This window comes from Rhizobium sp. LjRoot258, from assembly GCF_964254185.1.
GTDB lineage: Bacteria > Pseudomonadota > Alphaproteobacteria > Rhizobiales > Rhizobiaceae > Rhizobium.
The window spans coordinates 203,085-229,690 of sequence record NZ_CAXUST020000001.1 but is presented as its reverse complement, the minus strand read 5'-3'; the positions used below and the strand labels follow the sequence as shown (position 1 = coordinate 229,690).

Annotated in this window: 24 protein-coding genes and 1 tRNA gene; 11 read left to right on the top strand and 14 right to left on the bottom strand. The window is 60.3% G+C overall.

The genetic code is table 11. From position 1 onward, the window contains the following. Nucleotides 1-92 precede the first annotated feature (92 nt). On the bottom strand, nucleotides 93-287 hold the full coding sequence (locus tag ACSQ9D_RS01135; RefSeq protein ID WP_024313076.1) for a hypothetical protein: 195 nt from the start codon (nucleotides 285-287) through the stop codon (nucleotides 93-95). Nucleotides 288-439: 152 nt separating this feature from the next. Here ACSQ9D_RS01135 and ACSQ9D_RS01130 point away from each other — a divergent pair. Further along, nucleotides 440-514: transfer RNA gene (locus ACSQ9D_RS01130), tRNA-Thr, on the top strand. 141 nt (nucleotides 515-655) lie between these two features. Here the strand turns inward: ACSQ9D_RS01130 and ACSQ9D_RS01125 are convergent. Beyond that, nucleotides 656-1,498 (bottom strand): glycosyltransferase family 8 protein, encoded by an 843-nt coding sequence (locus ACSQ9D_RS01125; protein ID WP_436280831.1) that lies wholly within the window; start codon nucleotides 1,496-1,498, stop codon nucleotides 656-658. A gap of 561 nt (nucleotides 1,499-2,059) precedes the next feature. On the opposite strand from ACSQ9D_RS01125, the gene ACSQ9D_RS01120 reads away from it, so the two are divergent. From ACSQ9D_RS01120 to ACSQ9D_RS01110, 3 genes are all read left to right on the top strand, one after another. Beyond that, nucleotides 2,060-2,347, top strand: a complete 288-nt coding sequence (locus ACSQ9D_RS01120; RefSeq protein WP_436280830.1) for a hypothetical protein — start codon at nucleotides 2,060-2,062, stop codon at nucleotides 2,345-2,347. A 946-nt stretch (nucleotides 2,348-3,293) separates the two neighbouring features. After that, a complete protein-coding gene (locus ACSQ9D_RS01115; protein WP_436280829.1) occupies nucleotides 3,294-3,509 on the top strand; it encodes a hypothetical protein in 216 nt (71 codons plus the stop codon). Between the two features lie 494 nt (nucleotides 3,510-4,003). Beyond that, complete coding sequence (locus ACSQ9D_RS01110) at nucleotides 4,004-4,246, top strand: DUF982 domain-containing protein (protein ID WP_436280828.1); 243 nt, start codon at nucleotides 4,004-4,006, stop codon at nucleotides 4,244-4,246. Between the two features lie 228 nt (nucleotides 4,247-4,474). Here ACSQ9D_RS01110 and ACSQ9D_RS01105 read toward each other — a convergent pair whose 3' ends face one another. From ACSQ9D_RS01105 to ACSQ9D_RS01095, 3 genes are all read right to left on the bottom strand, one after another. Further along, a complete protein-coding gene (locus ACSQ9D_RS01105) occupies nucleotides 4,475-5,623 on the bottom strand; it encodes an acyltransferase family protein (RefSeq protein WP_436280827.1) in 1,149 nt (382 codons plus the stop codon). A gap of 152 nt (nucleotides 5,624-5,775) precedes the next feature. Further along, on the bottom strand, nucleotides 5,776-6,033 hold the full coding sequence (locus ACSQ9D_RS01100) for a hypothetical protein (protein ID WP_436280826.1): 258 nt from the start codon (nucleotides 6,031-6,033) through the stop codon (nucleotides 5,776-5,778). A gap of 222 nt (nucleotides 6,034-6,255) precedes the next feature. Further along, nucleotides 6,256-6,519: a hypothetical protein gene (locus ACSQ9D_RS01095; RefSeq protein ID WP_436280825.1), complete on the bottom strand. Its 264-nt coding sequence runs from the start codon at nucleotides 6,517-6,519 to the stop codon at nucleotides 6,256-6,258. A gap of 165 nt (nucleotides 6,520-6,684) precedes the next feature. Between ACSQ9D_RS01095 and ACSQ9D_RS01090 the strand changes: the two genes are divergently transcribed. Next, complete coding sequence (locus ACSQ9D_RS01090; protein ID WP_436280824.1) at nucleotides 6,685-6,948, top strand: hypothetical protein; 264 nt, start codon at nucleotides 6,685-6,687, stop codon at nucleotides 6,946-6,948. A gap of 96 nt (nucleotides 6,949-7,044) precedes the next feature. After that, the gene (locus ACSQ9D_RS01085; RefSeq protein WP_368514749.1) at nucleotides 7,045-9,105 is read left to right on the top strand and encodes an ATP-dependent helicase; all 2,061 of its coding nucleotides are present in this window, start codon (nucleotides 7,045-7,047) and stop codon (nucleotides 9,103-9,105) included. A gap of 60 nt (nucleotides 9,106-9,165) precedes the next feature. On the opposite strand, the gene ACSQ9D_RS01080 is transcribed toward ACSQ9D_RS01085, so the two are convergent. The 5 genes from ACSQ9D_RS01080 to mscL all read right to left on the bottom strand — a co-directional run bounded on the left by ACSQ9D_RS01080 (nucleotide 9,166) and on the right by mscL (nucleotide 14,065). Continuing rightward, entirely contained in the window at nucleotides 9,166-10,230 is a 1,065-nt protein-coding gene (locus ACSQ9D_RS01080; protein WP_436280823.1) for an enoyl-CoA hydratase/isomerase family protein, read from the bottom strand. A 146-nt stretch (nucleotides 10,231-10,376) separates the two neighbouring features. Then, a complete protein-coding gene (gene galE / locus ACSQ9D_RS01075) occupies nucleotides 10,377-11,411 on the bottom strand; it encodes a UDP-glucose 4-epimerase GalE (protein ID WP_436280822.1) in 1,035 nt (344 codons plus the stop codon). A 335-nt stretch (nucleotides 11,412-11,746) separates the two neighbouring features. Continuing rightward, the gene (locus tag ACSQ9D_RS01070; RefSeq protein WP_436283742.1) at nucleotides 11,747-11,935 is read right to left on the bottom strand and encodes a hypothetical protein; all 189 of its coding nucleotides are present in this window, start codon (nucleotides 11,933-11,935) and stop codon (nucleotides 11,747-11,749) included. Nucleotides 11,936-12,347: 412 nt separating this feature from the next. Then, the gene (locus ACSQ9D_RS01065; RefSeq protein WP_436280821.1) at nucleotides 12,348-13,514 is read right to left on the bottom strand and encodes a pyridoxal phosphate-dependent aminotransferase; all 1,167 of its coding nucleotides are present in this window, start codon (nucleotides 13,512-13,514) and stop codon (nucleotides 12,348-12,350) included. Between the two features lie 113 nt (nucleotides 13,515-13,627). Next, on the bottom strand, nucleotides 13,628-14,065 hold the full coding sequence (gene mscL / locus ACSQ9D_RS01060) for a large conductance mechanosensitive channel protein MscL (protein ID WP_037114456.1): 438 nt from the start codon (nucleotides 14,063-14,065) through the stop codon (nucleotides 13,628-13,630). 206 nt (nucleotides 14,066-14,271) lie between these two features. On the opposite strand from mscL, the gene ACSQ9D_RS01055 reads away from it, so the two are divergent. The 3 genes from ACSQ9D_RS01055 (at nucleotide 14,272) to ACSQ9D_RS01045 (ending at nucleotide 19,293) form a co-directional block, all read left to right on the top strand. Then, complete coding sequence (locus tag ACSQ9D_RS01055) at nucleotides 14,272-15,363, top strand: IS5 family transposase (RefSeq protein WP_436280820.1); 1,092 nt, start codon at nucleotides 14,272-14,274, stop codon at nucleotides 15,361-15,363. Beyond that, nucleotides 15,360-15,704, top strand: coding sequence for a hypothetical protein (locus tag ACSQ9D_RS01050; RefSeq protein WP_072382315.1), 345 nt, complete (start codon nucleotides 15,360-15,362; stop codon nucleotides 15,702-15,704). Before ACSQ9D_RS01055 ends, ACSQ9D_RS01050 begins: the two co-directional genes overlap by 4 nt. An 85-nt stretch (nucleotides 15,705-15,789) precedes the next feature. Next, nucleotides 15,790-19,293 (top strand): PAS domain-containing hybrid sensor histidine kinase/response regulator, encoded by a 3,504-nt coding sequence (locus tag ACSQ9D_RS01045; protein ID WP_436280819.1) that lies wholly within the window; start codon nucleotides 15,790-15,792, stop codon nucleotides 19,291-19,293. On the opposite strand, the gene ACSQ9D_RS01040 is transcribed toward ACSQ9D_RS01045, so the two are convergent. Then, entirely contained in the window at nucleotides 19,253-19,852 is a 600-nt protein-coding gene (locus ACSQ9D_RS01040; RefSeq protein WP_436280818.1) for a TetR/AcrR family transcriptional regulator, read from the bottom strand. The two genes, ACSQ9D_RS01045 and ACSQ9D_RS01040, sit on opposite strands and share 41 nt — an antisense overlap. A 135-nt stretch (nucleotides 19,853-19,987) precedes the next feature. Between ACSQ9D_RS01040 and ACSQ9D_RS01035 the strand changes: the two genes are divergently transcribed. Next, the gene (locus tag ACSQ9D_RS01035; RefSeq protein WP_436280817.1) at nucleotides 19,988-21,193 is read left to right on the top strand and encodes an MFS transporter; all 1,206 of its coding nucleotides are present in this window, start codon (nucleotides 19,988-19,990) and stop codon (nucleotides 21,191-21,193) included. On the opposite strand, the gene ACSQ9D_RS01030 is transcribed toward ACSQ9D_RS01035, so the two are convergent. Next, nucleotides 21,190-21,594, bottom strand: a complete 405-nt coding sequence (locus tag ACSQ9D_RS01030; protein ID WP_037114461.1) for a GFA family protein — start codon at nucleotides 21,592-21,594, stop codon at nucleotides 21,190-21,192. The two genes, ACSQ9D_RS01035 and ACSQ9D_RS01030, sit on opposite strands and share 4 nt — an antisense overlap. Before the next feature lie 55 nt (nucleotides 21,595-21,649). Here ACSQ9D_RS01030 and ACSQ9D_RS01025 point away from each other — a divergent pair, with 55 nt between their 5' ends. Beyond that, nucleotides 21,650-22,150, top strand: a complete 501-nt coding sequence (locus ACSQ9D_RS01025; RefSeq protein WP_436280816.1) for a MarR family winged helix-turn-helix transcriptional regulator — start codon at nucleotides 21,650-21,652, stop codon at nucleotides 22,148-22,150. A gap of 121 nt (nucleotides 22,151-22,271) precedes the next feature. Here the strand turns inward: ACSQ9D_RS01025 and ACSQ9D_RS01020 are convergent, their stop codons facing one another. Further along, the gene (locus ACSQ9D_RS01020) at nucleotides 22,272-22,484 is read right to left on the bottom strand and encodes a hypothetical protein (protein ID WP_436280815.1); all 213 of its coding nucleotides are present in this window, start codon (nucleotides 22,482-22,484) and stop codon (nucleotides 22,272-22,274) included. 272 nt (nucleotides 22,485-22,756) lie between these two features. Beyond that, nucleotides 22,757-26,560 carry a peptidoglycan-binding protein gene (locus ACSQ9D_RS01015; RefSeq protein WP_436280814.1) on the bottom strand — a complete coding sequence of 1,268 codons (3,804 nt, stop codon included), beginning with the start codon at nucleotides 26,558-26,560 and terminating at the stop codon, nucleotides 22,757-22,759. Nucleotides 26,561-26,606 lie beyond the last annotated feature (46 nt).

Below are 26,606 nucleotides of genomic sequence, written 5' to 3'. Positions count from 1 at the left end.
GCGATGCCCGCCTTTCTGAAAGGCTGTCTGTAAAAAAGATGCGGGTGTTTAGACGAAATTAGCGGGGGCTTCAATTCGCCGTGAACCGAACATTACGATTCGTCCATTTTTGCGGCAGGCAGCCCATTCGTCTCGTCCGCCTGCCCCGATCGACGGGCACGGGTCTGCTGTTTGCGGCGGGACAAATTTTCACGGAGCTTTTCGGCGGCGCGCTCGCGGCGCAGTGTCGCCTGGCGTTCGATCTCCGCCTTGCGGCTGTGCTGGCCTTTTTCGGTGTTCTCGGTCATGCCGCAGGCTTACCCGAATTTGCGCCAATTCAAAAGTGGCCCGACCTTAATCTCTACAAAGATGGAAATTGCGGCTTGCGCTTATCATGAAGCTGTGGCAATAGCCCCCCCGTTCACGCAATGCAGCCGGTTCGGTTGCGCGTCTGGTCGTTGCTGCCGTAGCTCAGTGGTAGAGCACACCCTTGGTAAGGGTGAGGTCGGTGGTTCAATCCCACTCGGCAGCACCAGTTTTCCTTAATAAAATCAACGACAAAGCCGCTTAGGCGACACTCGCCACCGAGCGCAAAACAACGCGAACTCGCAGAACACATCGCGAACTGCACAGATAATCCGTGCAAAATCGGTGCAGTCTGTTCTCGTCACGTTCGCTAGAATCGGCCAAAAATTCTTTTAAGACTGCTGGAAAGCCGGCGGGCGCGCCTATCCCACTTCGTCTTTAGTCTGGACCTCGCCCAAGGAGTTTGGGCTCTGTGCTCAAAATAGACATGTCGCCAAGGGTGCACGCATCGGGTCGTGTTGGGCTTCGCATGGGTGAAATGAATGACTGCCGGACTGGGATGCTCGCATTTACCTAGACAGTTCCACCTATAGTCCAGCACGGCGAAGCGGCCATTGAGTACTATGTTTAGAACGTCTTGGTCGAAAGCCGGTAGGTTTTTGCTCGCTCGCTCTGCTGCCAGAGCTAGCGTTTTCTCGCTGATGTCTTCTTTCAACCATTTCTCAACATCGACAACGAGCACGCCCGAATTGAAGGTGTTGATGTCGGGCGCTAATCCGAGGCGGGCGGTCTCCTTCGCGCTTTTTCCACCCATCGCTCCAACGGCATAGATGCCCAAATCAATCTTAAACAGCGGGTTAACACTGTCGACCACGAGCGTGTCTGCATCGAGGTACACGATCCGGCCCGTTGTCACGCCCAACAGCTGGGGCATCAATAGCCTCGTGTAGATCGCGCGGCTCCAATTTGAGTTGGTCTGCAGCGTCGCCATCCTCGCAGTATGAGCCCCTTGAAGATCGATGAACTCGACCGTCCGCGGATGGACACACCTTGCAATATTGGACTTATCGCCGGGCCGCAGGCCGTCGCAGAAAACAACTAACCGAACGTCCTCCCCGACGTCGGTCGCTACCAAGGAATGCAGCATCACGCCCGCAAGTTCGACAAAGTTCCGATCTGTTGCGGTTGCTATGATTCGTGACGATGTAGACATGACGGAGGAACTTCCAAGATCCTGGTAATTGGGCCGCTCGGTACCCCTATTTGACACATTTGGAAAGCCTCCCTCCTACGATCAACCCGCCCACGCGGTGTTTCAAAACACCTCAAATAAACAGATCGTGCTGCGCCGGGTGCCCCGTGATGCACGTGATCAAACCGGCGAATTCAGCTTGGGAAGCTCGACCTGTTTCCGTCATTTCAAAGGCTTAACTGTAAAACAGCGCTATTTCTGTCGGAGATTGTCGAATAATATCAGTGGGGGTGTAAAACGCGTTTCACGCATCCCCCAGTTCTGTATATGGCGGTTTACATTATGAATGGTCAGCTTTCGGCCCAAACCCGCCTCTATGATCCAGAAGGACCACAATGGGTGGTGGGTTTGCGGACGTTAAGCAGCGTCGAGCGAAGTATCGCCTGCTTGACCCAAGAGCCGACGTTGGCGGAGTTCGTGGTCTGGCGCGTTGGTTGAATTCTAGGTTCAGCGCTTATCAAATTTGACGCGTTGACTCCTACACCTACATGCCGATTGGTCAGTGTGAGGCGGAGGTGCCTCTTGGATCGATCGTTATTTCTCGCCAGACTCCCTGGGCCGACATTCGTCGCGGTCGCGCTCGGCATGCTGATCAATCTGGGCATGTATGAGAGCATGATCGCGGACGCGCTGCACCCTGGCACCCTGTTCTATCTGTCCGGTTTCCTGTCGCTGCTCGCCGGCCTCGCTATCGTCAACCTGCACAACAGGTGGCACATGGATTGGCGGGTGATCATCACAGTGCTGGGCTGGCTGATGACAATCGGGGCATCATGCGTATCGTCTTGCCGCAGGTTGCAATTGCCATAGGTCGACCATCTACAGCGGCCACGCGCGACGTGCCTGACGGCATGGAACTCTGACAACAAATGGAACTCATGATTTTGGCTTGGCGTGTGTTGGACGTGGCTCTCGCGGCTGACGTATTGCTGAACTGGCTACACCAATTCAAGCCAGCCCGGCGTTGACTCAATGGCCAGCGCAGACGGCTTCTACCGCGACCTTCTATCGCTCTCACTCCGACGGTTGTATAACTCCCCGGGAAAACGAGCTTCGTATGTTCAGAGTCCGTTATCCGAAAGGAGGACGCCTTGCCTAGATCATCGTTGTTCCTGTCGCTAGCACTGTCTGTCGGCCTGTCCGTCACATCAATATCCTTGCCGACCGAAGCCAGCGCACAGACCAATATTTCCATCAGCATTGGTACCAATCTCAATAGAGGCAGAGGGATTAGCTGTAGTCAGGGCGAGAGGCTGCTCCGCAACCGCGGATTTAGGGATGTCAGGCGGATCGACTGCCGTGGTCGTTTCTTCGTTTATCGTGCCTGGAGGGGCAGTAGCCGGTTCGAGATTGCCATACGGCAGCGCGATGGCCGCGTTGTAGATATGCGCCGCATCAGTGGAAGGCGATAGTGCCAAGAAAGTGAGACTGGCGATCTCTACGCGATAAGTGATGCTTGTCAGGTTTTGGCGCAAAGGGGACCAGCGCAGGCTCCCACGGTACGCAGGCCCGTGTCACGGTTCGCCGAATGCGTTTCATCCAGCGCCGAGGCACGGAAAATCCACGAAAACAATACCGTTAGCGCGTGTCCGGACACCAACGTTTGCCACGCAATAATTACGTTCTTCGGAATGTGTCCAGCCTATTTCACCAAATATCGCGCTGCAGGGTTGGGCTGGTGAACACCACGACGTGGCGACCCTCCCGAAGGAACCTTTGAAACTTTTATGCTGTTTTCTTTTCGGAGGTGAATGTCATGTCGACCATCGACGCAAAGATACTCAAAAGCCGCCTGACCAAGCATGCGAAAGAACGAGACTTGAGCGAACAACAGCGAAAGCTAGTTGAGGCGTACCGGATGGGGAAGATGAACGAGCAGGATTTCCAGTCCCAGCTTTCGAAAGATCCAGTACTGGCCAAGTGGGTCCGTCAGGTATTAGAGGCTGCGAGTAAGGATCCGCTAAGCAAATGATGCGGCTTACGCGCCAGCTGCCTTGGATGGGTTCAACGAAAGCGGAAATCTGCGATGGACTTCTTAAGCTAGCGGGCGAACTTCGTCGGAGTACGGCAATTGAGCTAAATCAGACCCTTGCCGGATTGTGAGGCAGACCCACTGCTTTCCGGATTACTATGCATTTTTTCCGGGTATGTATCATGGCAGTGTCGGCCCATCGTTCCGGGCAGGGCCGCTTGAGAGATTTTAAGTGCTCTTGCCTGGGCGGGAGGCGTTCAATGAACTTTCTCACCAACCTGGACCTCAGCGACAACGAACGTGAAACTGTGACCGCCTCCCTCCAGGGGTGGTGCGGAGCAACCGGAGCTGATCCCGAAAGCCTTTCCAACGCACCAAGTTTTCCCGTTTGCGAGCCCCGAAAATATCGCTAAAATATCCTATGCATGCGGCCTTCTGGAGGAACGTGGAGGCTGATTCGCATATTTTGGCGTAAGCAATGGAGGAATACGCCGATGGCCATAGAGAAATGGAATGATCCAATTCGTGTGGGGTTCGAAAATACTGGCGCGCGCACCATCCTCGGTCCGCTGGACGCGTTGAAGTGCCTGGCAGACCTTTGGCCGAGCGCTCGCGGGTTGCGTTATCTGAAGGCAAGAAGCACCTGCAGAGCTGCCCTTGACGGTCGCAAGACGGTCGAAGAGGCTCGCGCGGAATTTGTTGCCGCCGCGGAAGAAGCAAAGCTGAAGGTCAATTGATAGGGCATTTGGTCCACTGACTACCGGCAGATTGTCGATAACCTGTCCTGGAACAGGGCAATAGTTTATTTTTGCTTAACCCTCGGCGGCGCTTGCTGTTGGGATCGCGACGAACCTCATTGCCATTCAGGCACGTCCCTCAATAAAACATCGGCAGCCATCATGATGATGGTCAGAGGCTCGTCACCCTCTGCGAAAGCAGACGAGCCTCGATTGCAATGTGCCGTCTTACGCCGGCTTCAGACGCCTTCTCCCGATCTTGTCCAACGCTTTGCGCCCGAGCTTCTGGCCCGGCCCTTCGATGCGGGTGAAACCAAGGTAAGCCAGTGCATAGGCTAGCGGCAGGAGGGCGGTCACCACGATCGCAAAGCGTGCCGGCGCCGAAATCTCAGACCCGAAATGCCTGATGATGAATGCGGCGATCGGCTGCAGCAGCAGCAGATGAATCAGGTAGACGCCGAACGAAAGCTCGCCCAGCCAATGGCAGAAGCGATTTCCCATGAGGGAAGAGACGCGGTCGCCGAGCCTTCCGACCAGGCCGGGCAACAGATGATAGTGCACCAGCGCGAAGAAGCCGACCACGAGTAGCAGGCGAACGGCAACCTTCGTCGAGGTCATGTCGCCGCCGATCGGAATCATCACCAGGATGACGGCAAGCAAGCCGTTCATCACGGTTTGCCGCTGCGTCACGAACAACCCATTGGCAATCAGCATGCCGCACAGGAAGACGTGCATCTTCAGCGGCAGGAAAGACGGCATCGGAAAATCGATATGTGCGGCCTGGATAGCCTTGGCGACGATGAAGGCGGCAAGCGCTATCAAGGCGGCGCCGGGCAACCATCTGGTTTTCCTCAAAAGCAGCATCGCGAGCGGAAAGACCGCATAGAACTGCATCTCCAGGCCGAGGCTCCAGTCAGGCAGCGGCGTGCGAAACGCATAGGCCGGATGCAGCCCGAAGAGGAAACTTGCGTGGATGAGAAGGTTGCGCAGGCTGCCGTCCAGATAGCGCTCCGGCAATTGCGGGCCGTGCGCCAGGAAAGTGTCGATGACCATCCGGCTCTCATAGAGCTGCGGCCCCAGCAACAGCGCGATGCACAGCATCACGTAATAGAGCGGTGCAATACGGAAGAAGCGCTTGAGCCAGAAACCGAACCAAGTGGACGGCTTTTCCCAAGGATTGGCGGTCTCGCGTAACCGATAGTGAAAGACCATCAGAAAGCCCGACAGCATAATGAAAAGATCGACGCCCAGATCCGGCGACGACAGGATCGGAAGATGCCAACCTGTCAGTTGCAGGCTATGACCTAAGAGGACCCAAAGCGCAGCAAGGCCGCGCAGCCCGTCAAGGCATCCGATCCGCTTGCTCTCAATGATCATCGGGTATCCTTCCGGTTGAGGCTCAGCTTCGCGGAAGCTAACGCAATGTGTTGCAATGCACAACGCGCAACCAGAAAAGTTGATCGGCCCTGCGTGGGAGAGCGCGATCTTGGCTACCCTATTTCACGAATTCCAAATCGAAACGGAGACGATCAACAGCGACCGTCATTCTGCACCTCGAGATAGCCGACGCCGATAATGGCGCCGTCAAAAGACCGAATGAAGGATGGAACAAAATGCGTCGTCGGCGCGGTGCAGGACACCGAGCCAGTATATTCGTTCATCGCCGTCTCAACCTGCGGCAGAGCGGAATAGTCGCTCGTGATCTCCAGCGAAGCCGAAGCTGGCGTGATAAAGGTCCCTATTGCCAGCGCAAAAGCCGGCACTCCCAGTCGAAGAAGTCTTTGCATGCGCTTCTCCCGTATTTTGATTACAAGCATTAACTAATGAAAAGCGTTTTTAGTTCCAGTGCCGCCGCTACTACTTTCGCACAGTTAATTGGTCGTATTTTCGATCAAGCTAAATTGTGTGATTTTACATGATGGTAGGTACTGGCATCCAGGTGCGCAGCTATATGCTGGATGTGAGCGCCAAAACTGATGAGTTTACAGTATTATATTTGGGTAGCCTGACTAACGTCGCAACATCCGGCTACGGACATAGCCCTTTCCTACCACGTCTTCAGCTATCTCAACCGCCCGCTCGAAATGGCCCTTCTGCCGAACGAATCCCTCAAGAACGACATAAGGTCCGAGGAGCGACACGACAATTTCGCTGCTATCAACGTCATAGGCGCCACTGAGGGCGCTTTCGACCGAGGCACGGGTTGATGCGAGGCTATGGCCTTGCTCGCAGGCACCGCAGTGACCTTCCGTTGTCTGAAATCGAAACACCATGACCGCCTCCGAATGACCAGGCCAGCTACCGGCTAACGCCGTAAGGCAAATTTAGTTGCACTGCACCAATCTATACTCCGAAGAAACTTGCCGATGCCGGCGCTCGCACTTGGCGTTGCGACCAGCCGAGCCATATATCCTCCGGGTTTAATCGGGGTTGCAACGATGAAAATACTGCTTCCGACGGTTCTATCGGCCGTGATGCTATCGGACTGCACCACGGATAGTTCGACCGAGGTTCAGCCGATTCCGGGCAGCATTACCTACGGCGGGCAGCCGCGCACGAAGTTGACCAAATCGCCGCCCGGCAGCGCCATCTATAATTCCTTCTACGATTCCACCGGCACCAGGGTTAGGGAAACCTATATCCTTCAGCCGGATCGCACCCTGAAGCTGACCAGGCGTGTCATCGTTCCCGATTTCCCCTGACATGCTGCCGCTTGACAGCGACGCAGTTCGAGAACATTCAAGGAACGTTCAACATTTCCGCGGTGCGATTCTCCGCCGAAGCAACCGGACGGCTGAATGTATCTTGAAAAGCTCAATCCCCAACAGCGCGCGGCCGTCGAATACGGCACGCTCGCTGACGGTGCCCACATTGCCGGTCCGCTGCTCGTTATCGCCGGAGCCGGCTCGGGAAAGACGAACACGCTCGCGCACCGCGTCGCGCATTTGATCGTCAAAGGCGCCGATCCGCGCCGTATCCTCCTGATGACATTTTCCCGTCGCGCGGCCGCCGAGATGGCGCGGCGCGTCGAGCGCATCTGCGCCCAAGTGCTTGGTAGCAATTCCGGCATCATGGCGGACGCGCTTGCCTGGAGCGGGACGTTTCACGGTATCGGGGCGAGGCTCTTGCGCGATTATGCGGAGCAGATCGGCATCGACCCGGCCTTCACCATCCACGATCGCGAAGATAGCGCCGATCTGATGAACCTCATCCGGCACGAGCTGGGCTTCTCTAAAATGGAAAGCCGATTCCCGACGAAGGGCACCTGTCTTGCGATCTATTCGCGCGTGGTCAATTCGGAAAGCGAGCTCAGCCTGGTGCTGCGCGACGCCTTCGCCTGGTGCTCGGCTTGGGAAAATCAGCTGCGGGAGCTCTTTGGCGCCTATGTCGAAGCCAAGCAGAACCAGAACATTCTCGACTATGACGATCTGCTTCTCTACTGGGCGCAGATGGTCAGCGAGCCAATCATCGCGGAAGATATCGGCAGCCGTTTCGATCATGTCCTCGTCGACGAGTATCAGGATACGAACCGCCTGCAGGCATCAATCCTTTTGGCATTGAAGCCCGGCGGACAGGGCCTGACGGTCGTTGGCGACGACGCGCAGTCGATCTATTCCTTCCGCGCCGCCACTGTGCGTAACATCCTCGACTTCCCGGCGGCATTCAGTCCGGCCGCGAATATTGTCACGCTCGATCGCAACTATCGCTCGACACAGCCGATTCTCGCAGCTGCCAACGCGGTGATCGACCTTGCCTCGGAGCGCTTCACCAAGAACCTCTGGACAGAACGGCAATCCGCCCAACGTCCACGTCTCGTGACGGTGCGCGACGAAGCCGATCAAGCGCGATACGTTGCGGACAAGGTGCTGGAAAACCGCGAAGAGGGCGTGAAGCTGAAGCAGCAGTCGGTGCTGTTCCGCGCTTCCCATCACAGCGGCGCGCTGGAGGTCGAACTGACCCGCCGCAACATTCCGTTCGTGAAATTCGGTGGACTGAAGTTCCTTGACAGCGCGCATGTGAAGGACATGCTGGCCGCCTTGCGCTTCGCCCAGAACCCGCGCGACCGCGTCGCCGGCTTCCGGCTGATGCAGTTGCTTCCGGGCGTCGGGCCTTCGACCGCACAGCGCGTCATCGACCAGATGGCTGCCGATGCCAGCCCGCTGCAGGCGCTCGCTAAATTGCCGGCCCCGCCCCGTTCCGGCGAGGATTGGACCGCCTTCGTTTCGATGCTGCAGGAAGTCAAGACGGGCAAGGCCGGATGGCCGGCCGAGATTGGTCTCGTTCGCGAATGGTATTGCCCGCATCTCGAACGCCTGCACGAGGACGCCTCGACCCGCCAGGCCGACCTGCTGCAACTGGAGCAGATCGCCGGCGGCTATCCTTCGCGAGAGCGTTTCCTGACCGAGCTGACGCTCGACCCGCCGGATGCGACCAGCGACCAGGCCGGCGTGCCGCTGCTGGACGAGGACTATCTGATCCTCTCCACGATCCATTCCGCCAAGGGGCAGGAGTGGACCAGAGTGTTCATGCTGAACGTTGTCGATGGCTGCATCCCTTCCGACCTCGCGGTCGGAACCAGCGCCGAGATCGAGGAAGAGCGGCGACTGCTTTACGTCGCGATGACCCGCGCCAAGGACAATCTCGACCTCGTCGTGCCGCAGCGCTTCTTCACGCACGGTCAGAACGCGCAGGGCGACCGGCATGTCTATGCGTCACGCACACGCTTCATTCCGGCGACGCTGCTGCAGTTCTTCGAGGTGGTGGGCTGGCCGCAGGCCAGGGCCGATGGCGGAGCATCGCACCAGGCGCGGCAGGTACGCGTCGATGTCGGGGCGCGCATGCGCGGCATGTGGCGCTAGAGCCTGTCTCCCGAACCTGGGACCCGGTTTCAGGCCCAAAGACATGCGTGAAACAGGAAACTAGAGCGCCAGCGGCGGCTCGGCAGGCCGGAAGAAGGCATCGATGACCGCCTGGTCGACCGTTTCGACGGTCGCCGGAATCCAGCGCGGATTGCGATCTTTGTCGATGATGGCGGCGCGAATGCCCTCATAGAAGTCCGGGCTTTTCAATATCTGCACGCAGGCACCGAGTTCGCGGTTGAGGCATTCGGCGAGGTTCCGACTTTGTCTGCCCAGGCGCAACAAACGAAGCGCCAGCTTCAGACTGGTCGGGGAGCGCGTATGGAGAATGCGCAGCATCTCGGCGGCAAAATCATCAGGCTCATTCTCAAGCGCATGGATGATCTCCTCGACAGCGCCGAAATGAAAGCTGTGCTCGATCAGGTCTCTATTGCTTTTGACGGCGCTCGTTCCCGGATCGCTGGACAGATTCTTCAACACCGCTTCAACATCGCGCGATGCGGCGTTGCGCGGGAGCTCGGCCAGCGTATCGACAAGATCCGGCAGCCGAAAGGAGGCGATGTGGTGGTCGGCCAGACCGGCATAGATGACGTCTGCAGCGTCGATGGTCAGCCCCGTCAGGCCCATCCAGGTGCCGACCTCGCCCGGCGTGCGCGACAGTAGCCACGTCGCTCCCACATCCGGAAAATAGCCGATCCCGGTTTCCGGCATGGCAAGCCTCGTCCGTTCGGTCACGACGCGATGGCGGCCATGTGAAGACAGACCGACGCCTCCGCCCATGGTGATCCCGTCCATCAGCGCCACATAGGGCTTCGGATAGGTGGCGATTCGATAGTTCAGGCGGAACTCTTCGCGCCAGAAGGTCATGGCCAAATCCGTGCCGGCGCGGCCGCTTTCGTGCAATGCGCGGATGTCGCCGCCGGCGCAGAAGCCACGTTCCCCCTCCCCCGATACGACCACGGCGGCGATAGTGGCGTCTGCCGCAAAGTCGTCCAACGCAGCCGCAACCGCACGGACCATCTCAAGCGTCAGACTGTTCAGCGCACGCGGTCGATTGAGGCGGATGATCCCGGCCGAGGCGCGTCGTTCGACAATCACCTCACGCTGCTGAGTCTCGTCCCGCATGCCGATCTCCTCGCTCCCATAGCCATCGTTTCTCGCAATCCCGGCACCGCGCCTTGGAGCGAACTGGGCTGTCGCCTTACGGCACCTTACCGTACTCGGCGGCATAGTCGATGGTTGCCGGCGGGGCCGAGGATTGGTTTCGTTCCTCAGAACGACGCGGCGGCGAGCGCCTTCTGGATAGTCTGCAGATCGTCGACGTTGCGATTCATCAGGAACAGTTCCCAGTCGAGCGCACTTTGAACGACCGTCTCCAGCGAATCGTGCTTCGGCTTCCAGTCGAGAACACGCTGGGCAAGCGCTGAGTCCGCGACAACGCTTGCGGCATCGCCCGGGCGTCTCGGTGCCATATGGACCTTGAAGGAGTGGCCGTGCAGGCGCGTCACCATATTGAGGACATCAAGAACCGAATAGCCGGTGCCGTAGCCGCAATTGGCAACCAGCGAGCCATTGCCACGGCGTAGATGCTGCAACGCCTCCAGGTGAACCGCCGTCAAGTCGCTGACATGAATATAGTCGCGCACACCGGTGCCGTCATGGGTCGGGTAATCGATGCCGTAAACTTGAACGCCGCCGCGTTTGCCGAGCGCGGCCTCGCAGGCGACCTTGATCAGGTGGGTGGCGCCGGATGTCGATTGGCCTGTGCGTCCCAGCGGATCGGCGCCGGCAACGTTAAAATAGCGCAGCGCGACATAATCGAAGTCATAGGCGGCCGCGGCGTCCCGCAGCATGAATTCCGTCATCAGCTTGGATTGGCCGTAAGGATTTTCCGGATTGAGCGGCGCGGTCTCCTTTACCGGTTCGGACGTCTTCTGCGGCCCGTAGACGGCGGCGGTGGAGGAGAAGACGAAATGACGAATGCCGGCGGTGATCGCAGCGCTCAGTAGCGCACGCGTCTTGCCGGAGTTGTTATCGTAATAGGCAAGCGGATCGGCAACGGATGCGGGCACGATCGCCGAGCCGGCAAAGTGGATGATGGCTTCCATGTCGTTCTCGATAAAGATCGTCTTCAGAACCTGTGCATCGGCAACATCGCCGAGATAGAAGCGTGCGCGCGGCGAAACCGTCCAGCGAAAGCCGGTCGAAAGGTTGTCCAGGACAACGACGTCCTCGCCTGCATCCAGCAATGTCCAGACCATGTGGCTGCCGATATAGCCCGCCCCGCCCGTGACCAAAATTGCCATGTCCTGAATCCCCGTTTTCATACGCGGGGAGATCTGAAGCCGTTTTCCTTTCAGAATTTCGTATAAACGGCCGGTGCGGAGGCGTCCGGCCGGGTAAGTTTGCCGATGTGGTTAGATGCGGCTTTCAAGCTTTGCTACAATTCTATCGATGTGCCATTTCGGAAAAAATCGGTGGACACAGCGATGCGTGATCCAGGTCTTTTAGACTAAAAGCCATTCCAAAGCCCGAGCCACGCCGACAATCCTCGGGGTTGCGTATTTATGATTTTGTACGCTGATACTAGCCGTCTACGGAACATTCGTGGACGTCGGCCACACGGACGATCGCCAGACCTTCAATTCCGTCGAAGGAATTCCGTGATGTCTTCCCACAGGATCACTATCCCGATGGCGAACAGCCCTCCGGGAACCATGAAGTACAGGATTTTGACGGGATTAACGGTGAAGAACAGCAAGTACAGGAAGCCGTAGGCTCCCGCGACTACCAGCACCGTACCCAAAACGAGGGAAATTATCTTCCTCACCAAGACCACCCCCACGTTAAACCTCTAAGGGAATTGCTACACCAAACATGCCCAAGCTGTATAGCCGCCTCGCTGGCCTTCTGGTCGTCCTGGCTATTGTTGGCGGCATCTACGGGAAGGGTCGCCTCGACAAGGAAAAGAATGCCCGAACGCAGGACGCAATCCTCGCGACCGAAGCGTGCAAGAGGCTGGCTGCTCTCTGCATGTTGTATGACGGCAATTTGCGGATAGTGTTGAAACACTCCAAAATCGGGGGGAGTGAAAATTCGATTGAATGACATTTTGAGCGACGAGACGCGCGTTTTTCAGCAGTATCGGCGCAAACTTGCCTCTCACGGATCATCACAGTTCGCACGGTGGTATCGGCTGCACAATCCCGCGAAAGCCCGGCTTGAGCCGGCCTTTCATCCTGTCAAAGCTTGAGGATGTAGTCGCACAGCCGGTCAGCGGCCGTCTGGATCTGGGCCGGATCGCGCAGGAAGCAGGCCCGCAGGAAGAGTTCGCCGCCCGGCCCGAAAGCCGTTCCGGGCGCAAGCCCGACACCGGTCTTGTCGACGATGTCGATGGCCGCCTTGCGGCTGTCGGTTAACCCGTCGATCTTCAGGAATGCATAAAGAGCGCCATCCGGCTTCAGCGTCTCGACGCGGTTCGTTGCGATCAGCGCGTCACAAAGGATGTCGCGGGAGCGTTTGGCCTTGTCGATGTTGGATTGCACGAACTCGTCGCCGTCGTTCAGGGCGGCGACCGCTCCGCGCTGCATGAACTGTGCGACACCTGAGGTCGAATACTGGATGAGGTTCTCGAGCACCTGGCCGGTTTGCGGCGGGGCAACGATCCAGCCGACGCGCCAGCCGGTCATCGACCAGTTCTTCGAGAAGGAGTTGACGAACATCACCTTGTCGTCGGGCTCCATCACATCGAGGAAGGACGGTGCGCGGCCGCCGGCGAAGTAATAGCGCGCATAAATCTCGTCGGCCATGATCCAGAGATCATGCTTGCGCGCTAGCGCCAGGATGGCCACGAGGTCGTCCTTGCTTGCGGTCCAGCCGGTCGGATTGGACGGCGTGTTTATGAAGAAGGCCCTCGTCTTCGGCGTGATCGCCGCCGCGATGAGGTCGAGATCGACCGCCCATTTGCCGCCCTCGAAAGTCAGCTGGACGCCAACCGAACGCGCGCCGGCAATTTCCAGGGCGGCCGCGATGTTCGGCCAGGCGGGTGTCAGGTAGACGAGCTCGTCGCCCGGCGAGGTCAATGCCTGCACGGCGATCTGGATCGCCTGCATGCCGGAACCGGTGACATAGAAATGCTCGACCGGCAGGGTTATGTCGAAATGCCTCGCATAGTAGTCCGAGAGCGCCTGGCGCAGCTCCGGGATGCCGCGCTGATAGGTATAGAAGGTCTCGCCGCCCGAGAGCGCGTCCATCGCTGCCCTGCTGATGAATTCAGGCGTCGGCAAATCCCCCTCGCCGACCCAGAGCGGCAGAAGGCCATCGCGGCCACGGGCATAGTTGACGACTTCGACAATCCCGCTTTCGGGCGCCTGGACGGCGCGCGGGCTAAGGCTGCTTACAATCGACATGCATCACTCCGGTTTCCGCCTACATAAAGCAAATGCGGCCGCAAATCCCATGACAATCGGTGATGCGATAACGATTTTCGTGATGGATGAGCCGGCGAAGGCTCATGATTTGATCAGACGGCCGGGCGTTTGGCGAGCAGGTCACGGATCTCGGTCAGAAGCGCGACGTCGGCTGGCGGAGGAGGAGCCTCCTCGGCAGCAACCTTCTTCTGCCGCTCCACCTGAGCCTGCAATGTATTCACACCCTTGACCATCAGGAAGATGATCCATGCAAGTATGAGGAAGTTGATCAGAACCGTGATGAAGCTGCCATAGGCAAGAACCGCGCCCTGCTGGCGGGCAGCAGTCAGTGTTGGCGCGTTCACGTTGGCGGACAGGCCGATGAAATAGTTCGAAAAGTCGAAGCCACCGAAGATAGCACCGACGATCGGCATGATGACGTCGTCCACCAATGACCTCACGATACCCCCAAAGGCACCACCGATGATAACACCGACAGCAAGGTCCATGACGTTGCCGCGAGCGATAAACGCTTTGAACTCATTGAGCATCCGATCCGTCTCCCTCTGATGCAGTCTCACCGACAGGTCATTGTTTTTATTAGCTACATCTTCGATGCAATTATTCAATTGCTAATTACAAATTATCGCCGCTCCAACGGTCTTTGACTTAAGGCCTAGCAGGCTGTTGAAAAAGAGGCCTGGCGTGGAGGCTGTGGTCGTGATTCACTGACTTTGTCGAGATTCGGAGTTGATGGATGCGCGGCGGCGATGTGAGGACGGGGCAACTCTTCAGCTATGTCGATCTGGAGGATCGTGTTCGTCGTGATCATCCGCTGCGGGCCATCCGGCAGATCGTGAACGACGCGCTCGTTTTGCTGGAACGGGAGTTTGCAGCGCTTTATTCACCGATCGGGCGGCCATCGATCGCGCCTGAGAAGCTTCTGCGCGCCATGCTTTTGCAAGCCTTCTATTCGATCCGTTCCGAGCGGCTTTTGATGGAGCGGCTGGAATACGACCTTCTGTTCCGCTGGTTCGTCGACATTGGCATTGACGATCCAGCCTGGGACCATTCGGTGTTTTCGAAGAACCGCGACCGGTTGCTCGAAGGCGACATCGCCGCGAAGTTCCTGGGTGCGATCCTGGCGCAGCCCAAGGTAAAGCGGCTGCTGTCAACGGACCACTTCTCTGTCGATGGCACGCTGATCGAAGCCTGGGCATCGATGAAGAGCTTCAAGCCGAAGAACGGCTCGGGCGAACCACCATCGGATGGCGGCGGTCGGAATGTGGAAGCAGACTTCCATGGCGAAAGGCGTTCCAACGAGACGCATGCTTCAACGACCGACCCAGATGCAAGACTTTATAAGAAGGGTAAAGGCAAGGAGGCCAAGCTGTGCTTCATGGGCCACGGGCTGATGGAAAACCGCCATGGCCTGCTGGTCGATGCCTATCTGACAGAGGCCAGCGGATATGCTGAACGGGTAGCGGCGCTGCACATGATCGAGCCCTTCACTGAGCGGCCACAAGCGATCACGCTGGGTGCCGACAAGGCCTATGACACAAAGGACTTCGTCAAAGATTTGCGGTCGATGAAGGTGACGCCCCATGTGGCGCAGAACGTCAATGGTCGCCGCTCGGCCATTGATGGGCGCACGACGCGCCATTCCGGCTATGGGATCAGCTTACGCATCCGCAAGCGCATCGAGGAGGCGTTCGGTTGGATCAAGACCGTCGCGGGGCAGGACAAGACGAAGTTCCGCGGCCGCGACCGCGTTGGATGGGCCTTCACCTTCGCGGCGGCTGCCTATGATCTGGTGCGCTTACCGAAACTGATGGCGGTGCTGTCTTGAGCGCCGCCTCGACCTGCCGCCTGATCGGCCGCTGGCGGATTATCGAGGCCGACCTATGGGATCGGGATTATCTCGACCTGGTTGAGCCTGCAGCAATCGCCATCGGGCCAGACGGTCATGGCGAAATCGCTTTCGGTGCGATGCAAGCGGGCCTCGATCTCGGCTATAGCCGATCCACCGTTTCCTTCACATGGTCTGGATTTGACGAAATGGACGAAGTCTCGGGCGATGGTCATGCTGAGTTACTCGACGATGGCTCGATCGAGGTCACGTTCGCGTACCACAATGGCGACGAAGCTATCCTCAAAGCCAAACCAGAGACTTCTTCAACAGCCTGCTAGAGCCCACCCGATGTTCAAAGCTTTGGAATTGCCCTAATCTCGGTGCTCCGGGAGAACCGTTGCATGGTGCGCCGGTGGAGGTTCGATGCTGCCAGGCTGGGTCATACTTGCATCTGCTTTCGGCTATCTGCTGCTCTTGTTTGCAGTTGCGAGCCATGGCGACCGCAGGCGGCGTATGTACGGAACGCCAGTTGGCGGCCGGCCGGCCGTCTATGCACTCAGCCTCGCGATCTACTGCACATCCTGGACCTATTTCGGCAGCGTCGGCCTTGCATCCCAGCGCGGGCTGGAGTTCCTCGGCATCTACATTGGCCCGATTCTCGTCTTCACGCTCGGCATGCCCGTGCTGCGACGGATCATCGAGCTTGCCAAGGCCGAGAAGCTGACATCGGTCGCCGACTTCATTTCCGCGCGCTACGGCAAGAACTCGACGGTCGCGACCATCGTGGCGCTGATTTCGCTCGTCGGCGCCATCCCCTACATCGCGTTGCAGCTCAAATCGGTATCGAGCACCGTGACCGCGATGCTCGATCCGTCGGATTACGGCATCGGCAGCGGCAACCTTTATTTTCTCGACCTGCCGCTACTCGTAACGCTCGTGCTCGCCTGCTTTGCGATCATGTTCGGCACGCGCCACACGGATGCGACCGAACACCAGGACGGCTTGATCCTCGCCATTGCCATGGAGTCCGTCGTCAAGCTTTTCGCCTTCCTCACGGCCGGCGTCTGCGTGATCTGGTTCCTGTTCGACGGCCCATCCGACCTCTGGCAAAAGGCCAGCGAGAACCAGCTCGTGCTCTCGGCGCTGCATTACCAGACGCCGATCAGTCGCTGGATCACGCTGATCCTGCTGTCGGCCTTCGCCATCATCATGCTGCCGCGGCAATTCCACGTCACGGTTGTCGAGAACAGGACCGCCCGGGAACTCCGGTTCGCCGGCTTCCTGTTCCCGCTCTATCTCGTCGTCATCAATCTCTTCGTCCTGCCGGTGGCGATCGGCGGCCTGCTGACGTTCGGCGGCAACGGCAATGCCGACCTGTACATGCTGTCGCTGCCGCTTGCCGGGCAGATGCCTGTCGTCTCGCTGATCACCTTCATCGGCGGCTTTTCAGCGGCGACTGCCATGGTGATCGTTGCTTCGGTCGCGCTGTCAATCATGGTGTCGAACGACATCATCATGCCGATCTTCCTGCACCGGAAGCTGACCGACCGCACAGGACAGCGCAACGACTTCGCAAAGACGCTGCTCAACATAAGGCGCAGCGCGATCTTCGCCGTGCTGCTGCTCGGCTACGCCTATTACCGCTCGACCGACAGCACGACGGGACTGGCCTCGATCGGCCTCCTCTCTTTTGCCGCCATTGCGCAGATGGCCCCTGCCCTTTTCGGCGGCCTCGTCTGGCGACGGGCCAATGCCCGCGGCGCCATCCTCGGGCTGACGTCGGGCTTCGTGATCTGGGTCTATCTGCTGTTCCTGCCCTCGCTTGGCGGACCGGACTATTCGGGGGTCGCAAGTGCGGTCCTCGGCTTCATCTTTCCCGGCACGACGATCTTCACGGGTAACGCTGCCGATCCGCTGGTCAATGCCACGGTGATGAGCCTGCTCGTCAATACCGCCTTCTTCGTCATCGGTTCGGTGACCCGCAATGCACGACCGCTTGAACGCATCCAGGCCGGCATCTTCATCAAACGGCAGTCCCGCTCGCAATTTGCCACGCGCGGCTGGAAAAGCCGCATCAGCGTCGGCGACCTGAAGGCGACGGTCTCGCGCTATCTCGGCGAAGAGCGCATGGAACGGTCGTTCCAGACCTACCAGCAAAATTCAGGCCGCAATCTGGAGGATGACCAGCCGGCCGACATGGCGCTTATTCACTTTACCGAACAGTTGCTCGGCAGCGCCATCGGCTCTTCGTCCGCCAGGCTCGTGTTGTCGCTGATCCTTCAGAAGGTAGAAGACGCCTCCGCCGATACCGCTTGGCTGCTCGACCAGGCAAGCGAGGCGCTGCAATATAACCAGGACATGCTGCAGACGGCACTTTCGCAGATGGACCAGGGCATCGCGGTCTTCGACAGCTCGAACAACCTGACGATCTGGAACCGGCGTTTCCGGCAGTTGCTTGATCTGCCGGAGAATGCCGGACAAGTGGGCTTCCCGCTGGCCGACATCGTGGCAATCCTCAGCCAGCGCGGCGATGTTCCGGCCGGCGACGTCAACCAGACCGTTCGCCACTTCCTGACGCTGGACAAGCCCTTCGCGCTGGTGCTTGGCAGCGGCGAGCGCATCATCGAAGTCCGCTCCAATGCCATGCCGGACAAGGGCATCGTCGCAACCTTCACCGACATCAGCCAGCGGGTCGCTGCCGACCGAGCCCTGAAGCAGGCGAATGAAACGCTGGAACAGCGCGTGGCCGAGCGGACGGCGGAACTGACCCGCGTCAATCACGAACTCGGCGAGGCGAGAGCCGCGGCAGATGAAGCCAATCTTGGGAAGACGCGCTTCTTCGCTGCTGCCGGCCACGACATCCTTCAGCCTCTCAATGCCGCCCGGCTCTATTCTTCGGCGCTGGTCGAGCGCATGGGCCAATCCGAAAGCAGCGCGATCGTTCGCAACATCGATTCCGCGCTGGAATCGGTCGAGACCATCCTTGGCGCGGTGCTCGATATTTCGCGGCTTGACACCGGCGCCATGCGGCCACGCCTCGCCTCCGTGCCCCTTTCCGATCTGCTGGAGCGGATCCAGACCGACTTCGCGCCGATCGCCCGCGAGAAGAAGCTGAAGCTGGTGGTGATGCCAACCTCGCTGCGGGTCCGCTCCGACCCCAACTTGCTTCGCCGCCTCGTACAGAACCTCGTCTCCAACGCAATCAAATACACGATCGACGGCAAGGTGCTGGTCGGCGCGCGCCGGCGCGGAAGTCAGGTCGTCATCCAGGTCATGGATTCTGGGATCGGCATTCCGCCGTCGAAGTTCCGCATCGTCTTCAAGGAATTCGCCCGGCTCGACGAAGGCGCCAAAACGGCCTCCGGTTTGGGGCTCGGTCTCTCGATCGTCGATCGTATCGCGCGCGTCCTCAACCATCCGGTGGAACTGCACTCGACACACGGCAAGGGCACGGATTTCCGGATCGTCATGCCACGAGATGCCTCACGGCTTGCCGAACGTGTCGGCGCAGCCCAACCGGTGGAGCATTCGGCGCAGAGCCTCAAGGGACTGCGGATTCTCTGCATCGACAACGAACCGCATATTCTGGAAGGCATGCAACTGCTGATCAGCGGCTGGGGCTGCGACGTGCAATGCCTGGACTCGCTAGGGGCGGTCCGCGCACTCGATGCGCGCCAGGCACCGCCCGACGTGATTATCGCCGATTATCACCTTGGCGACGGCACCGGCATTTCGGCCATCGTCACACTCAGGGAACGGTTCACCGCGTTTATCCCGGCTCTCATCGTTACTGCAGACCGCACGCCCGAGGTTCGTGCCGAAGCGGAGCGCCACGGCATCGGCATCCAGCACAAGCCGGTGCGTCCGGCAGCGCTGAGGGCCTATATCACGCAGATTTCTGCGCAGAAGCGCGCGGCGGCTGAGTGACGTCCATGTCCTTCGTCATCACGTCGGCCACGAGGCTGCGCACCCGTTCTGCGCTCGGCACGTCGCCGAAAAGGATTCGGTAGATAATCGGCGCAACAACCTGATCCATCACCGCATCGACCGGCGGAAAAATCTCGCCGCGTGCAAGCGCCCGCTCGCTCAGCAGTTCCATCTGCTCGCGGGTGAAAGCACAGCACTTGCAGGCGTTGGCATTGTCCTGGGCGGCCAGCACGTCGCGGATCATCTCGCGTCCGACGCCGGAGGACATCTCCTCGGCATATTGCTCCGCCCAGGCTTCCAAGTCTCCCCTGCCGCTGCCGGTGTCGATTGGCTGCATATCGGGGCGCAGGCGCTCGACCGCGACGTCCGCCAGCAACTCCTGCAGGTCACCCCAGCGACGGTAGATCGTCGATGGGGTGACGCCAGCCTTTGCGGCAATCAGTGGGATCGTGACATCCGCACGGTCCATGCCGGTAAGCAGTGCGCGCACCGCCTGGTGCACCGAAGCCTGCACCCTGGCACTGCGACCACCCGGCCGAAGATTTTCCTTTGCTGCCATTTCTAACGTCCCGTCTTCCTGCCCCGGCGCATGGTTCAAAATCTTTGACCGATCCATTAACGCAAATTATTTGCTTTTAGCGTCGGATCGACCTACATGGGCTAACGCAACGAATTAGCTTTAAGAGGCTTATATATGTTCCGCGCCGCCAATTCCACAACGACCTCGCGCAATCCGATCCCTTTCCACGCGATCACGCTGGCGACCTTCTTCGGCGCTTCGGCAGCACCTACGCCGCTCTACCGGATCTATCAAGAAAACCTCGCCCTCTCTCCGGTGCTGATCACGGTGATCTTCGCGGTCTATGCCTTCGCGCTTCTTGTGGCGCTGCTGATTGCCGGCTCGATCTCCGACCACCTTGGCCGCAAGCCGGTAATCTTCACCGCGCTCGTTTTGGAAATCGTCGCCATGGCGCTGTTCGTCGTTGCCAGCGGTCCCGGCTGGTTGATTGCAGCGCGGATCGTGCAGGGCCTGGCAACGGGCATCGCCGGCGCGTCGATCGGCGCCGCACTTGTGGACGTCGACCGGGCGAAGGGACAGCTCGTCAACTCCATCGCGCCGCTCTCCGGCATGGCCGTTGGCGCCATCGGCACCAGCGCCTTGATCCAATACGGACCTTTTCCGCTTCACCTTGTCTATGCCATCCTGCTCGCTGCCTTCGTCGGACAGGCCGGCGCCATCTGGGCGACGAGCGAGACCGGTGGCCGGCGGCCGGGCTTCTGGAACTCCCTGAAGCCGACGATTTCGATTCCGCCGCAGGTCAAGCGCCCGCTCGCCTTGGTGACGCCGATCAACATCGCCAACTGGACGCTCGGCGGCTTCTATCTCTCCCTGGTTCCCTCGCTGGTCGCCAGCACGACGGGCAGCCGGGCGCCGCTGACGGGCGGATCAATCGTGACAGCACTGATGGTGTCGGGCGCGGTTGCCGTCTATCTCAGGCGCAGCAAGTCTGGCACGGCAAACCTCGGTTTCGGCACAGCCGCGACCACGCTTGGCATTCTGACAGTGGTCGGCGGCGTCCACCTCGGCGCCGTGCCGTTGCTGCTCGTCGGCACGTTCCTGACGGGAGCCGGATTCGGCACAAACTTCCTTGGTTCAATCGGCACGATCATGCCGCTCGCCAAGACCGACGAGCGCGCCGGTCTGTTGTCCGCTTTTTATATCCAGAGCTATCTGGCTTTCAGCCTCCCAGCCATCCTCGCCGGCTTCCTGGCCAAGTCGCTTGGCTACCAACTGACCACCGACCTCTATGCAACGGCGATCATTCTAGTGACGGGCGCCGGGCTGCTGGGTCTCCGCGCCGAGGCCAGCAGAGCTGCGAGATTGCCGGCCTGCGGCTAGAGGTAGCTCGTCACCGCCGGCTCGTTCCACCAGTTGTCGTGGCGCCCATCCATGTAGCGGATGGGCAGCGCGGCAAGCTCCTCCGGCGATATGTCGTCGAGGCAAGCGATATTGATCGAAAAGTAGTCCCCGCCGATCTCGGGAATATGCCCGTGCCCGTAGGCATGCAGGCCGCACGTCGTGCAGAAGCGGTGATGGCCGCTCATCGATGCGAACTGATAGTCGCCCGCCGCGGTCTCCTCACACAGTAGACGGAAGTCTTCAGGTTTCACGATCGCGCCCCAATAGCGTCGCTTGCCGCAGACCGAGCAATTGCAGCGGCCGGTGCCCGCTTGGAGATCGGCATCGACCTCGTAGCGGATTTTGCCGCAATGGCAGCTGCCCGTGTAGGTTTTCTTCATGGAAATTCCTCCTCCGGCTCTTTGCAAGGCCACCCGATCATGACAATATGTTGTCATGCTTGACGAGATACATAAGCGACAACATGTTGTCAAACAAAATCGCCCGAAGCGGAGCACCGAAGGCGATGCCTTCTCGCTGTTCGCTATCACTGCATTGCGGCTCGCCGGCCGGCTGACCGCCGCCGGCGACGAGCTGGCGAAGCCCGCCGGGCAAACGAGCGCCCGCTGGCAGGTGCTTGCAGGTGCTCGAAGCGGCACGCATTCCGTCGCACAGATTGCCCGGCTGCTTGGGATTGCCCGGCAGGGCGTGCAGCGGCTGGCGGATACGCTGGCGGCTGACAGGCTGATCAGCTACGTCGACAACCCGCAACATCAGCGCGCCAAGCTGGTGAAATTGACCGATGAAGGCGAGACCCGCCTCGCCGCCATCGAGATGGCGCAGGCAGAGTGGGCCGACAGGCTCGGGCAGTCTTTCACCTCCGCCGAGCTCGAGGCAGCCCGAACCGTGATGACCCGACTGATCGAAACCCTCGACGCGCAAACCGGTAAAGCATAGGTCGGCTCCACGCCCAATCGGACTGGAGCAAGTCGCGTATGGAGATCTGCTGGAAAGGACGCGGGCAGTCGCCGGGTTTTAGCTGTCACGTCGGCGGCCACGGCGTGTAAAGCAATATGAACTAGGTCTCCTGGCCTGCCTGCAGGCTGCCGGACATCGAGGCTGCATGAGCTTCAAGGATGGCGGCGGCTATGACTTTCTGAAGCTCGTAAACCAGTGTGCGCGACCGCTTGCGATCCAGGTCCTGCGCCGCCTTCGCAAGATTCAATCCCTCGTTCAGGACTATATGGTGAGCTCGCGTCAGCGCCCAACTCTCAATATCCAGACCTATCATTCGGAATCTCCGCCAAATCATTCAGCATCAAAGACATTCACGAATCACGATACGCAGAGCACTCACCCAGCAAGAAGAATCATAGTTGCAATATTTTGCAAATAGCATTTCGGAAGAATACGCGCCCCGTGCGAAATTTATTCTGCTTGAGCCCTACGCGCGGAAACAGGCTTTCGGTCGCTTGCGCTGCCTCAAGGGACGTCCGACGGACCCTTGCAGGACTGTCACGTCGATCCCCCACGCGCTGCATCGGAGATCGGACAAAGCTCTGATCAGACCTTGGTGGCGGGTCCCTTGTTGCGCTCCAGCAGCGCCTTCACCGTAACGTCGTTGATCTTGCCGCTCGGCTCCTGGCCGATCGATTTCTGGAAGTTCTTGATCGCCGTGACCGTCTTCGCGCCCATCTCGCCGTCCGGCTGGCCGGCGTCGAAGCCGTTGTTGTTGAGGATCGCCTGGATGTTGCGGATCGCCTTCTTCATGTCGACGGTCGAGGTCTTGGTGGCATTGCCGACCCATTCATCGGGGACGTCCACGCCATTCGCCCTGCTATCGAGCGGTGCAGCCTTCCAGAGATCGGCCTTGGCGCGCGCCTTCTCCAGCTGATCCGGCTTCATGGCGTTGGCGACCTCGTCACGCTTCTGTGACGCGTCCTTGTCGCCGCCCTTGGCGGCAATCGCGAACCACTTGTAGGACTCGGTCAGATCCTGCGCGACGCCATTGCCGCGGGCGCAAAGGATCGCCAGATTGAACTGGCTGTCGGTGATGCCGAGGTTGGCCGCCTTGACGAACCAGTCTGCAGCCGTCTTGTAGTCCTGCTGGCCCAGCGCACCGGACGCATAGAGCACGGCGAGATTGTGCATCGCGCTGGCGTTGCCCTGGTTTGCCGCCTGCTCGTAATACTGCTTCGCCTTGACGATATCGCGATCGGCACCCGTGCCCTTCTCGTAAATGTTACCGAGACGGTATTCGGCCGGCGCGAAGCCCTTACCCGCAGCGAGCTGATACCAGCTTACCGCCTCCTTTGGATCGACGGTGATGCCGGCGCGGCCTTCGCTGTAGCGAGCGCCGATCTCAAAGAGCGCCAGCGCATCGCCGCTCTTGGCGGCATCGGCGAGCGACTTCGGCTGCACGACATCGGGAATGGCAATACCGGCTGTTTCCGTGGCCGGGGCGGCGGGTGCGGTAGCCATGGCGGCGGTGACCGGCGCCGTATCCTTGGCGACGAAGCCGGACGCGTCCTGCGAAGCGCCGGAAGGCGCGAACGGGGCGGCCGCATCGCCATTCAGTGGTGCGGTTGCCGTCAAGTGATCGGGTGCTGCCGGCGCAGGTATCGGATCGGCGCTTGCAAGGGGCGCGATCGGGGCTTCTGCGGCCGGGACTTCCGGAACGGTTGCTGCTGCCTGGTCGGGTGCCGTTTCGCTGTCAGGCGGCAGGGCATTGCTGGACGAATCCGTCAGTACAGCAACTTCGGCGGACGGCGCCGGTTGGCCGCTTGTCAGCGTGCGGGCCAGCGGGAACGCCATGATCGCCAGCAGCACGGCACCGACCGCAAGCAGGATCGGACGGCGGAAGCGCGAGAAAGCACTGCCCTTCACCGCATCCTTGTCCTTTGTCTTCTTCTCGGCCCTGGCGCGCTGCGGCTTGGAGCCCGGTTCGGTTTCCAGCGCTGCAGCCTGTGCGGCGCGGCGGGCAGCAGCAATGTAGTCGGCGCGCTCGTTTTCCGTCACCGGCTTGACGTTCGTCCGCACAGCGTTCTGGCTGGCACGCACACGCTCCAGGATCTTCTTGATATCCGGCGCACCCGAGCCCGGCTCCAGCGGCTCGTTGGCGGCTTCCGGCGGCATCACGTCGACGGGATCAATGGAAGGAGCAGGATCAATAAGCGTGCGTTCAGCGGCAGCGGTCTCCACCTTTGCCTTCTTGCTCGGCAGCAGACGCTTGCCAAGGCCGGCAAGCAGGCTGCCCTTCGAGGGAGCTGCAGAAGATGCCGGCTTCGTCGCGGCCTCGATCGCGATCGCACTGGTGTCGGTTGCGGCCATGACCGGCACGGCGGGCGCCTCTTCGGCGACCTCGAGCTGACGGCTCGCCGGGGCGCGGGTTCCGAACACCGCCGGCTTCTGCGCGTCTTCGGCGCCGGCCTGCATCATCGCGTAGGTATCGACAGCGAATTCGACATCGGCGGCCGGCATCCTCGGCGCCGGCCTTGCGACAGCGCGGTCTTCCATAGTGTCCAACCGCTCGGCGATCTGGACCAGCGTTTCGTGCAGCGCCTGAAAGGTCCTGTGCGTGCGCTCGTCGCTGCTGCGGCTGAGGTCCTCGAGCTGGCGCAAATCTTCGGCAAGCGCATTGAGTGCCGACATATCAGCCACAGCCAGCGCACCGCCCTGCAGCGCGCCGCTTCTCGCATAGGCCTCAACCACCGCTTCGGCCGCCTGGCGGGCAGCCTCGATGATATATTCGTCGCTCGTCGCCATGTAGTCTTCGATCGCGCCCATGCGGCGGTCGAACTCCGCCGGCAGCTCGGCCGCGGGCCGCGGTTCGCTCATCAGCGCCGACAGGTTTGCGATCTGATCTTCGAGGTTCTTCAGCGCATATGGATCGGCCGCCGGTGCGGCGGTGCTTTCCTCCAGGCGCGCGACGATATCGCCGAGCCGACTTTCGATGCGGCGGAAAGCGCTATCGTCCACGGGAGCGGCGACGGGCTGAAGCGGCTGGAAATCCATCTCGTCGATGCGGCGCGCCAGATAGTCAAGGCGCTGCGCGAGCGCGTCGTTGACCGAGCCGACCTCGAGCGCATCGATCTTGCGCGAGATGTCGGCAAGCGCGCCCGTCAACTCCGGCTGCGGCGCAGCCTTGTGGCTGCGCTCGAGCAGATAGGACAGGTGCTCCAGGCGCTCGTCGAGGCGCGAGGTGGCCTCGGCGTTGGCGAGTTCCTCGACGCGCAGCGTCAGGGTTTCAAGCCGGTCCGCCAGGTCATCGGCCGGCGCCGCGCGGCTCGCGACGCTGTGGCCCATCATATCGATCTGTTCGCCCAGGGCGTTGAGGCGGCCTTCGAGGCGATGCATCATGGCCGGATCGCCGCTGGCGGCGGTGCGACCGGTTGCGGCGATGGCGCGGCTGATTTCGTCGAGGCGGCTATCCATCGCCGCAAACTGCTCGGCCATCGCTCGGTCGTGCGGCTGGATCATGCTGCCGAACTGCTCCATCGCCGTCGCGATGGAGATAAGCTTGTCTTCCAGCGCCCGCACGGCCGGGCTTTCGCCCATGCCGCCGATATGGCGCTTGATGTCGTCGAGCCGGTAGGCGAACGCCACGAGCTCCTCCTGCAGGCCGGCCGTGTCGAGTGCATGCAGCTGGTGCTCGAAACCGTCCCAGCGGGTCTCCATGTGACGAATTGAATCTTCGCGTGCGAGCCCGTCCATCAGCGAGCGCAGCTCTTCGAACTCGCCGCGCAACCCTTGTGCCTCAGGCACATTGGAGTGACCGGCAAGCTGATCGATGCTACTGGCAAGGCGGCTCATGTCGGCGCGGATGTCATCGGCGAAGCGGCGGTCTTCCGCCCCGACCTTGATGCTGCGGATCTCTTCGCGCAGCGCATTCATTTCGCGCGTCACGCCATCGGAGATGTCTCGCTTCAGGTCCTGGCGAAGATTGACGAGCGCCTGCGCGATCTCTGTCATGGTGTCTTCGCCAGCGCGGTAGGCCGGTTGGGGCGCGGCGGAGCGCGGCGCGTGTTCGGCAACCGGGAGAGGCGTACGCGAAGGGGCCGGCTGCTCGCGTGTGTAGGATGCGGGCTCGCGCACCGCCGGGCGTTCGCGGCTCGCTTCCAGAATGCGCTGGCGCTGGCGAATTTCAGCGAAGGGATCCGGCCGCGCTTCGGCGGCATGAGGTGCGCGGGCGGCATAAGGATCAGCGTAGCTCTCGCGCTCCGGCGCCAGGGGGCGCTGGCGCTGGTCGCGGGCACCAGTGCCAATCAGCCCCTCGATCCTCGCCTCCAGACCTTCGATGGTGCGGTTCAGCGCATCGAGCGACGCCCTGTCGGAATGCCGTGGGGAATTTGATCGCGATCCGTTCATCTTCTTGCTCGCTTCGTCTGTCCGAACCCTCGTCAGGGCCGATCAT

Coding starts and splice junctions, on each gene's coding strand:
- ACSQ9D_RS01135 (WP_024313076.1), bottom strand. CDS start 287: ATGACCGAGAACACCGAAAAAGGCCAGCACAGCCGCAAGGCGGAGATC.
- ACSQ9D_RS01125 (WP_436280831.1), bottom strand. CDS start 1,498: ATGTCTACATCGTCACGAATCATAGCAACCGCAACAGATCGGAACTTT.
- ACSQ9D_RS01115 (WP_436280829.1), top strand. CDS start 3,294: ATGTCGACCATCGACGCAAAGATACTCAAAAGCCGCCTGACCAAGCAT.
- ACSQ9D_RS01110 (WP_436280828.1), top strand. CDS start 4,004: ATGGCCATAGAGAAATGGAATGATCCAATTCGTGTGGGGTTCGAAAAT.
- ACSQ9D_RS01105 (WP_436280827.1), bottom strand. CDS start 5,623: ATGATCATTGAGAGCAAGCGGATCGGATGCCTTGACGGGCTGCGCGGC.
- ACSQ9D_RS01100 (WP_436280826.1), bottom strand. CDS start 6,033: ATGCAAAGACTTCTTCGACTGGGAGTGCCGGCTTTTGCGCTGGCAATA.
- ACSQ9D_RS01095 (WP_436280825.1), bottom strand. CDS start 6,519: ATGGTGTTTCGATTTCAGACAACGGAAGGTCACTGCGGTGCCTGCGAG.
- ACSQ9D_RS01090 (WP_436280824.1), top strand. CDS start 6,685: ATGAAAATACTGCTTCCGACGGTTCTATCGGCCGTGATGCTATCGGAC.
- ACSQ9D_RS01085 (WP_368514749.1), top strand. CDS start 7,045: ATGTATCTTGAAAAGCTCAATCCCCAACAGCGCGCGGCCGTCGAATAC.
- ACSQ9D_RS01080 (WP_436280823.1), bottom strand. CDS start 10,230: ATGCGGGACGAGACTCAGCAGCGTGAGGTGATTGTCGAACGACGCGCC.
- galE (WP_436280822.1), bottom strand. CDS start 11,411: ATGGCAATTTTGGTCACGGGCGGGGCGGGCTATATCGGCAGCCACATG.
- ACSQ9D_RS01065 (WP_436280821.1), bottom strand. CDS start 13,514: ATGTCGATTGTAAGCAGCCTTAGCCCGCGCGCCGTCCAGGCGCCCGAA.
- mscL (WP_037114456.1), bottom strand. CDS start 14,065: ATGCTCAATGAGTTCAAAGCGTTTATCGCTCGCGGCAACGTCATGGAC.
- ACSQ9D_RS01055 (WP_436280820.1), top strand. CDS start 14,272: ATGCGCGGCGGCGATGTGAGGACGGGGCAACTCTTCAGCTATGTCGAT.
- ACSQ9D_RS01045 (WP_436280819.1), top strand. CDS start 15,790: ATGCTGCCAGGCTGGGTCATACTTGCATCTGCTTTCGGCTATCTGCTG.
- ACSQ9D_RS01040 (WP_436280818.1), bottom strand. CDS start 19,852: ATGGCAGCAAAGGAAAATCTTCGGCCGGGTGGTCGCAGTGCCAGGGTG.
- ACSQ9D_RS01035 (WP_436280817.1), top strand. CDS start 19,988: ATGTTCCGCGCCGCCAATTCCACAACGACCTCGCGCAATCCGATCCCT.
- ACSQ9D_RS01030 (WP_037114461.1), bottom strand. CDS start 21,594: ATGAAGAAAACCTACACGGGCAGCTGCCATTGCGGCAAAATCCGCTAC.
- ACSQ9D_RS01025 (WP_436280816.1), top strand. CDS start 21,650: ATGCTTGACGAGATACATAAGCGACAACATGTTGTCAAACAAAATCGC.
- ACSQ9D_RS01020 (WP_436280815.1), bottom strand. CDS start 22,484: ATGATAGGTCTGGATATTGAGAGTTGGGCGCTGACGCGAGCTCACCAT.
- ACSQ9D_RS01015 (WP_436280814.1), bottom strand. CDS start 26,560: ATGAACGGATCGCGATCAAATTCCCCACGGCATTCCGACAGGGCGTCG.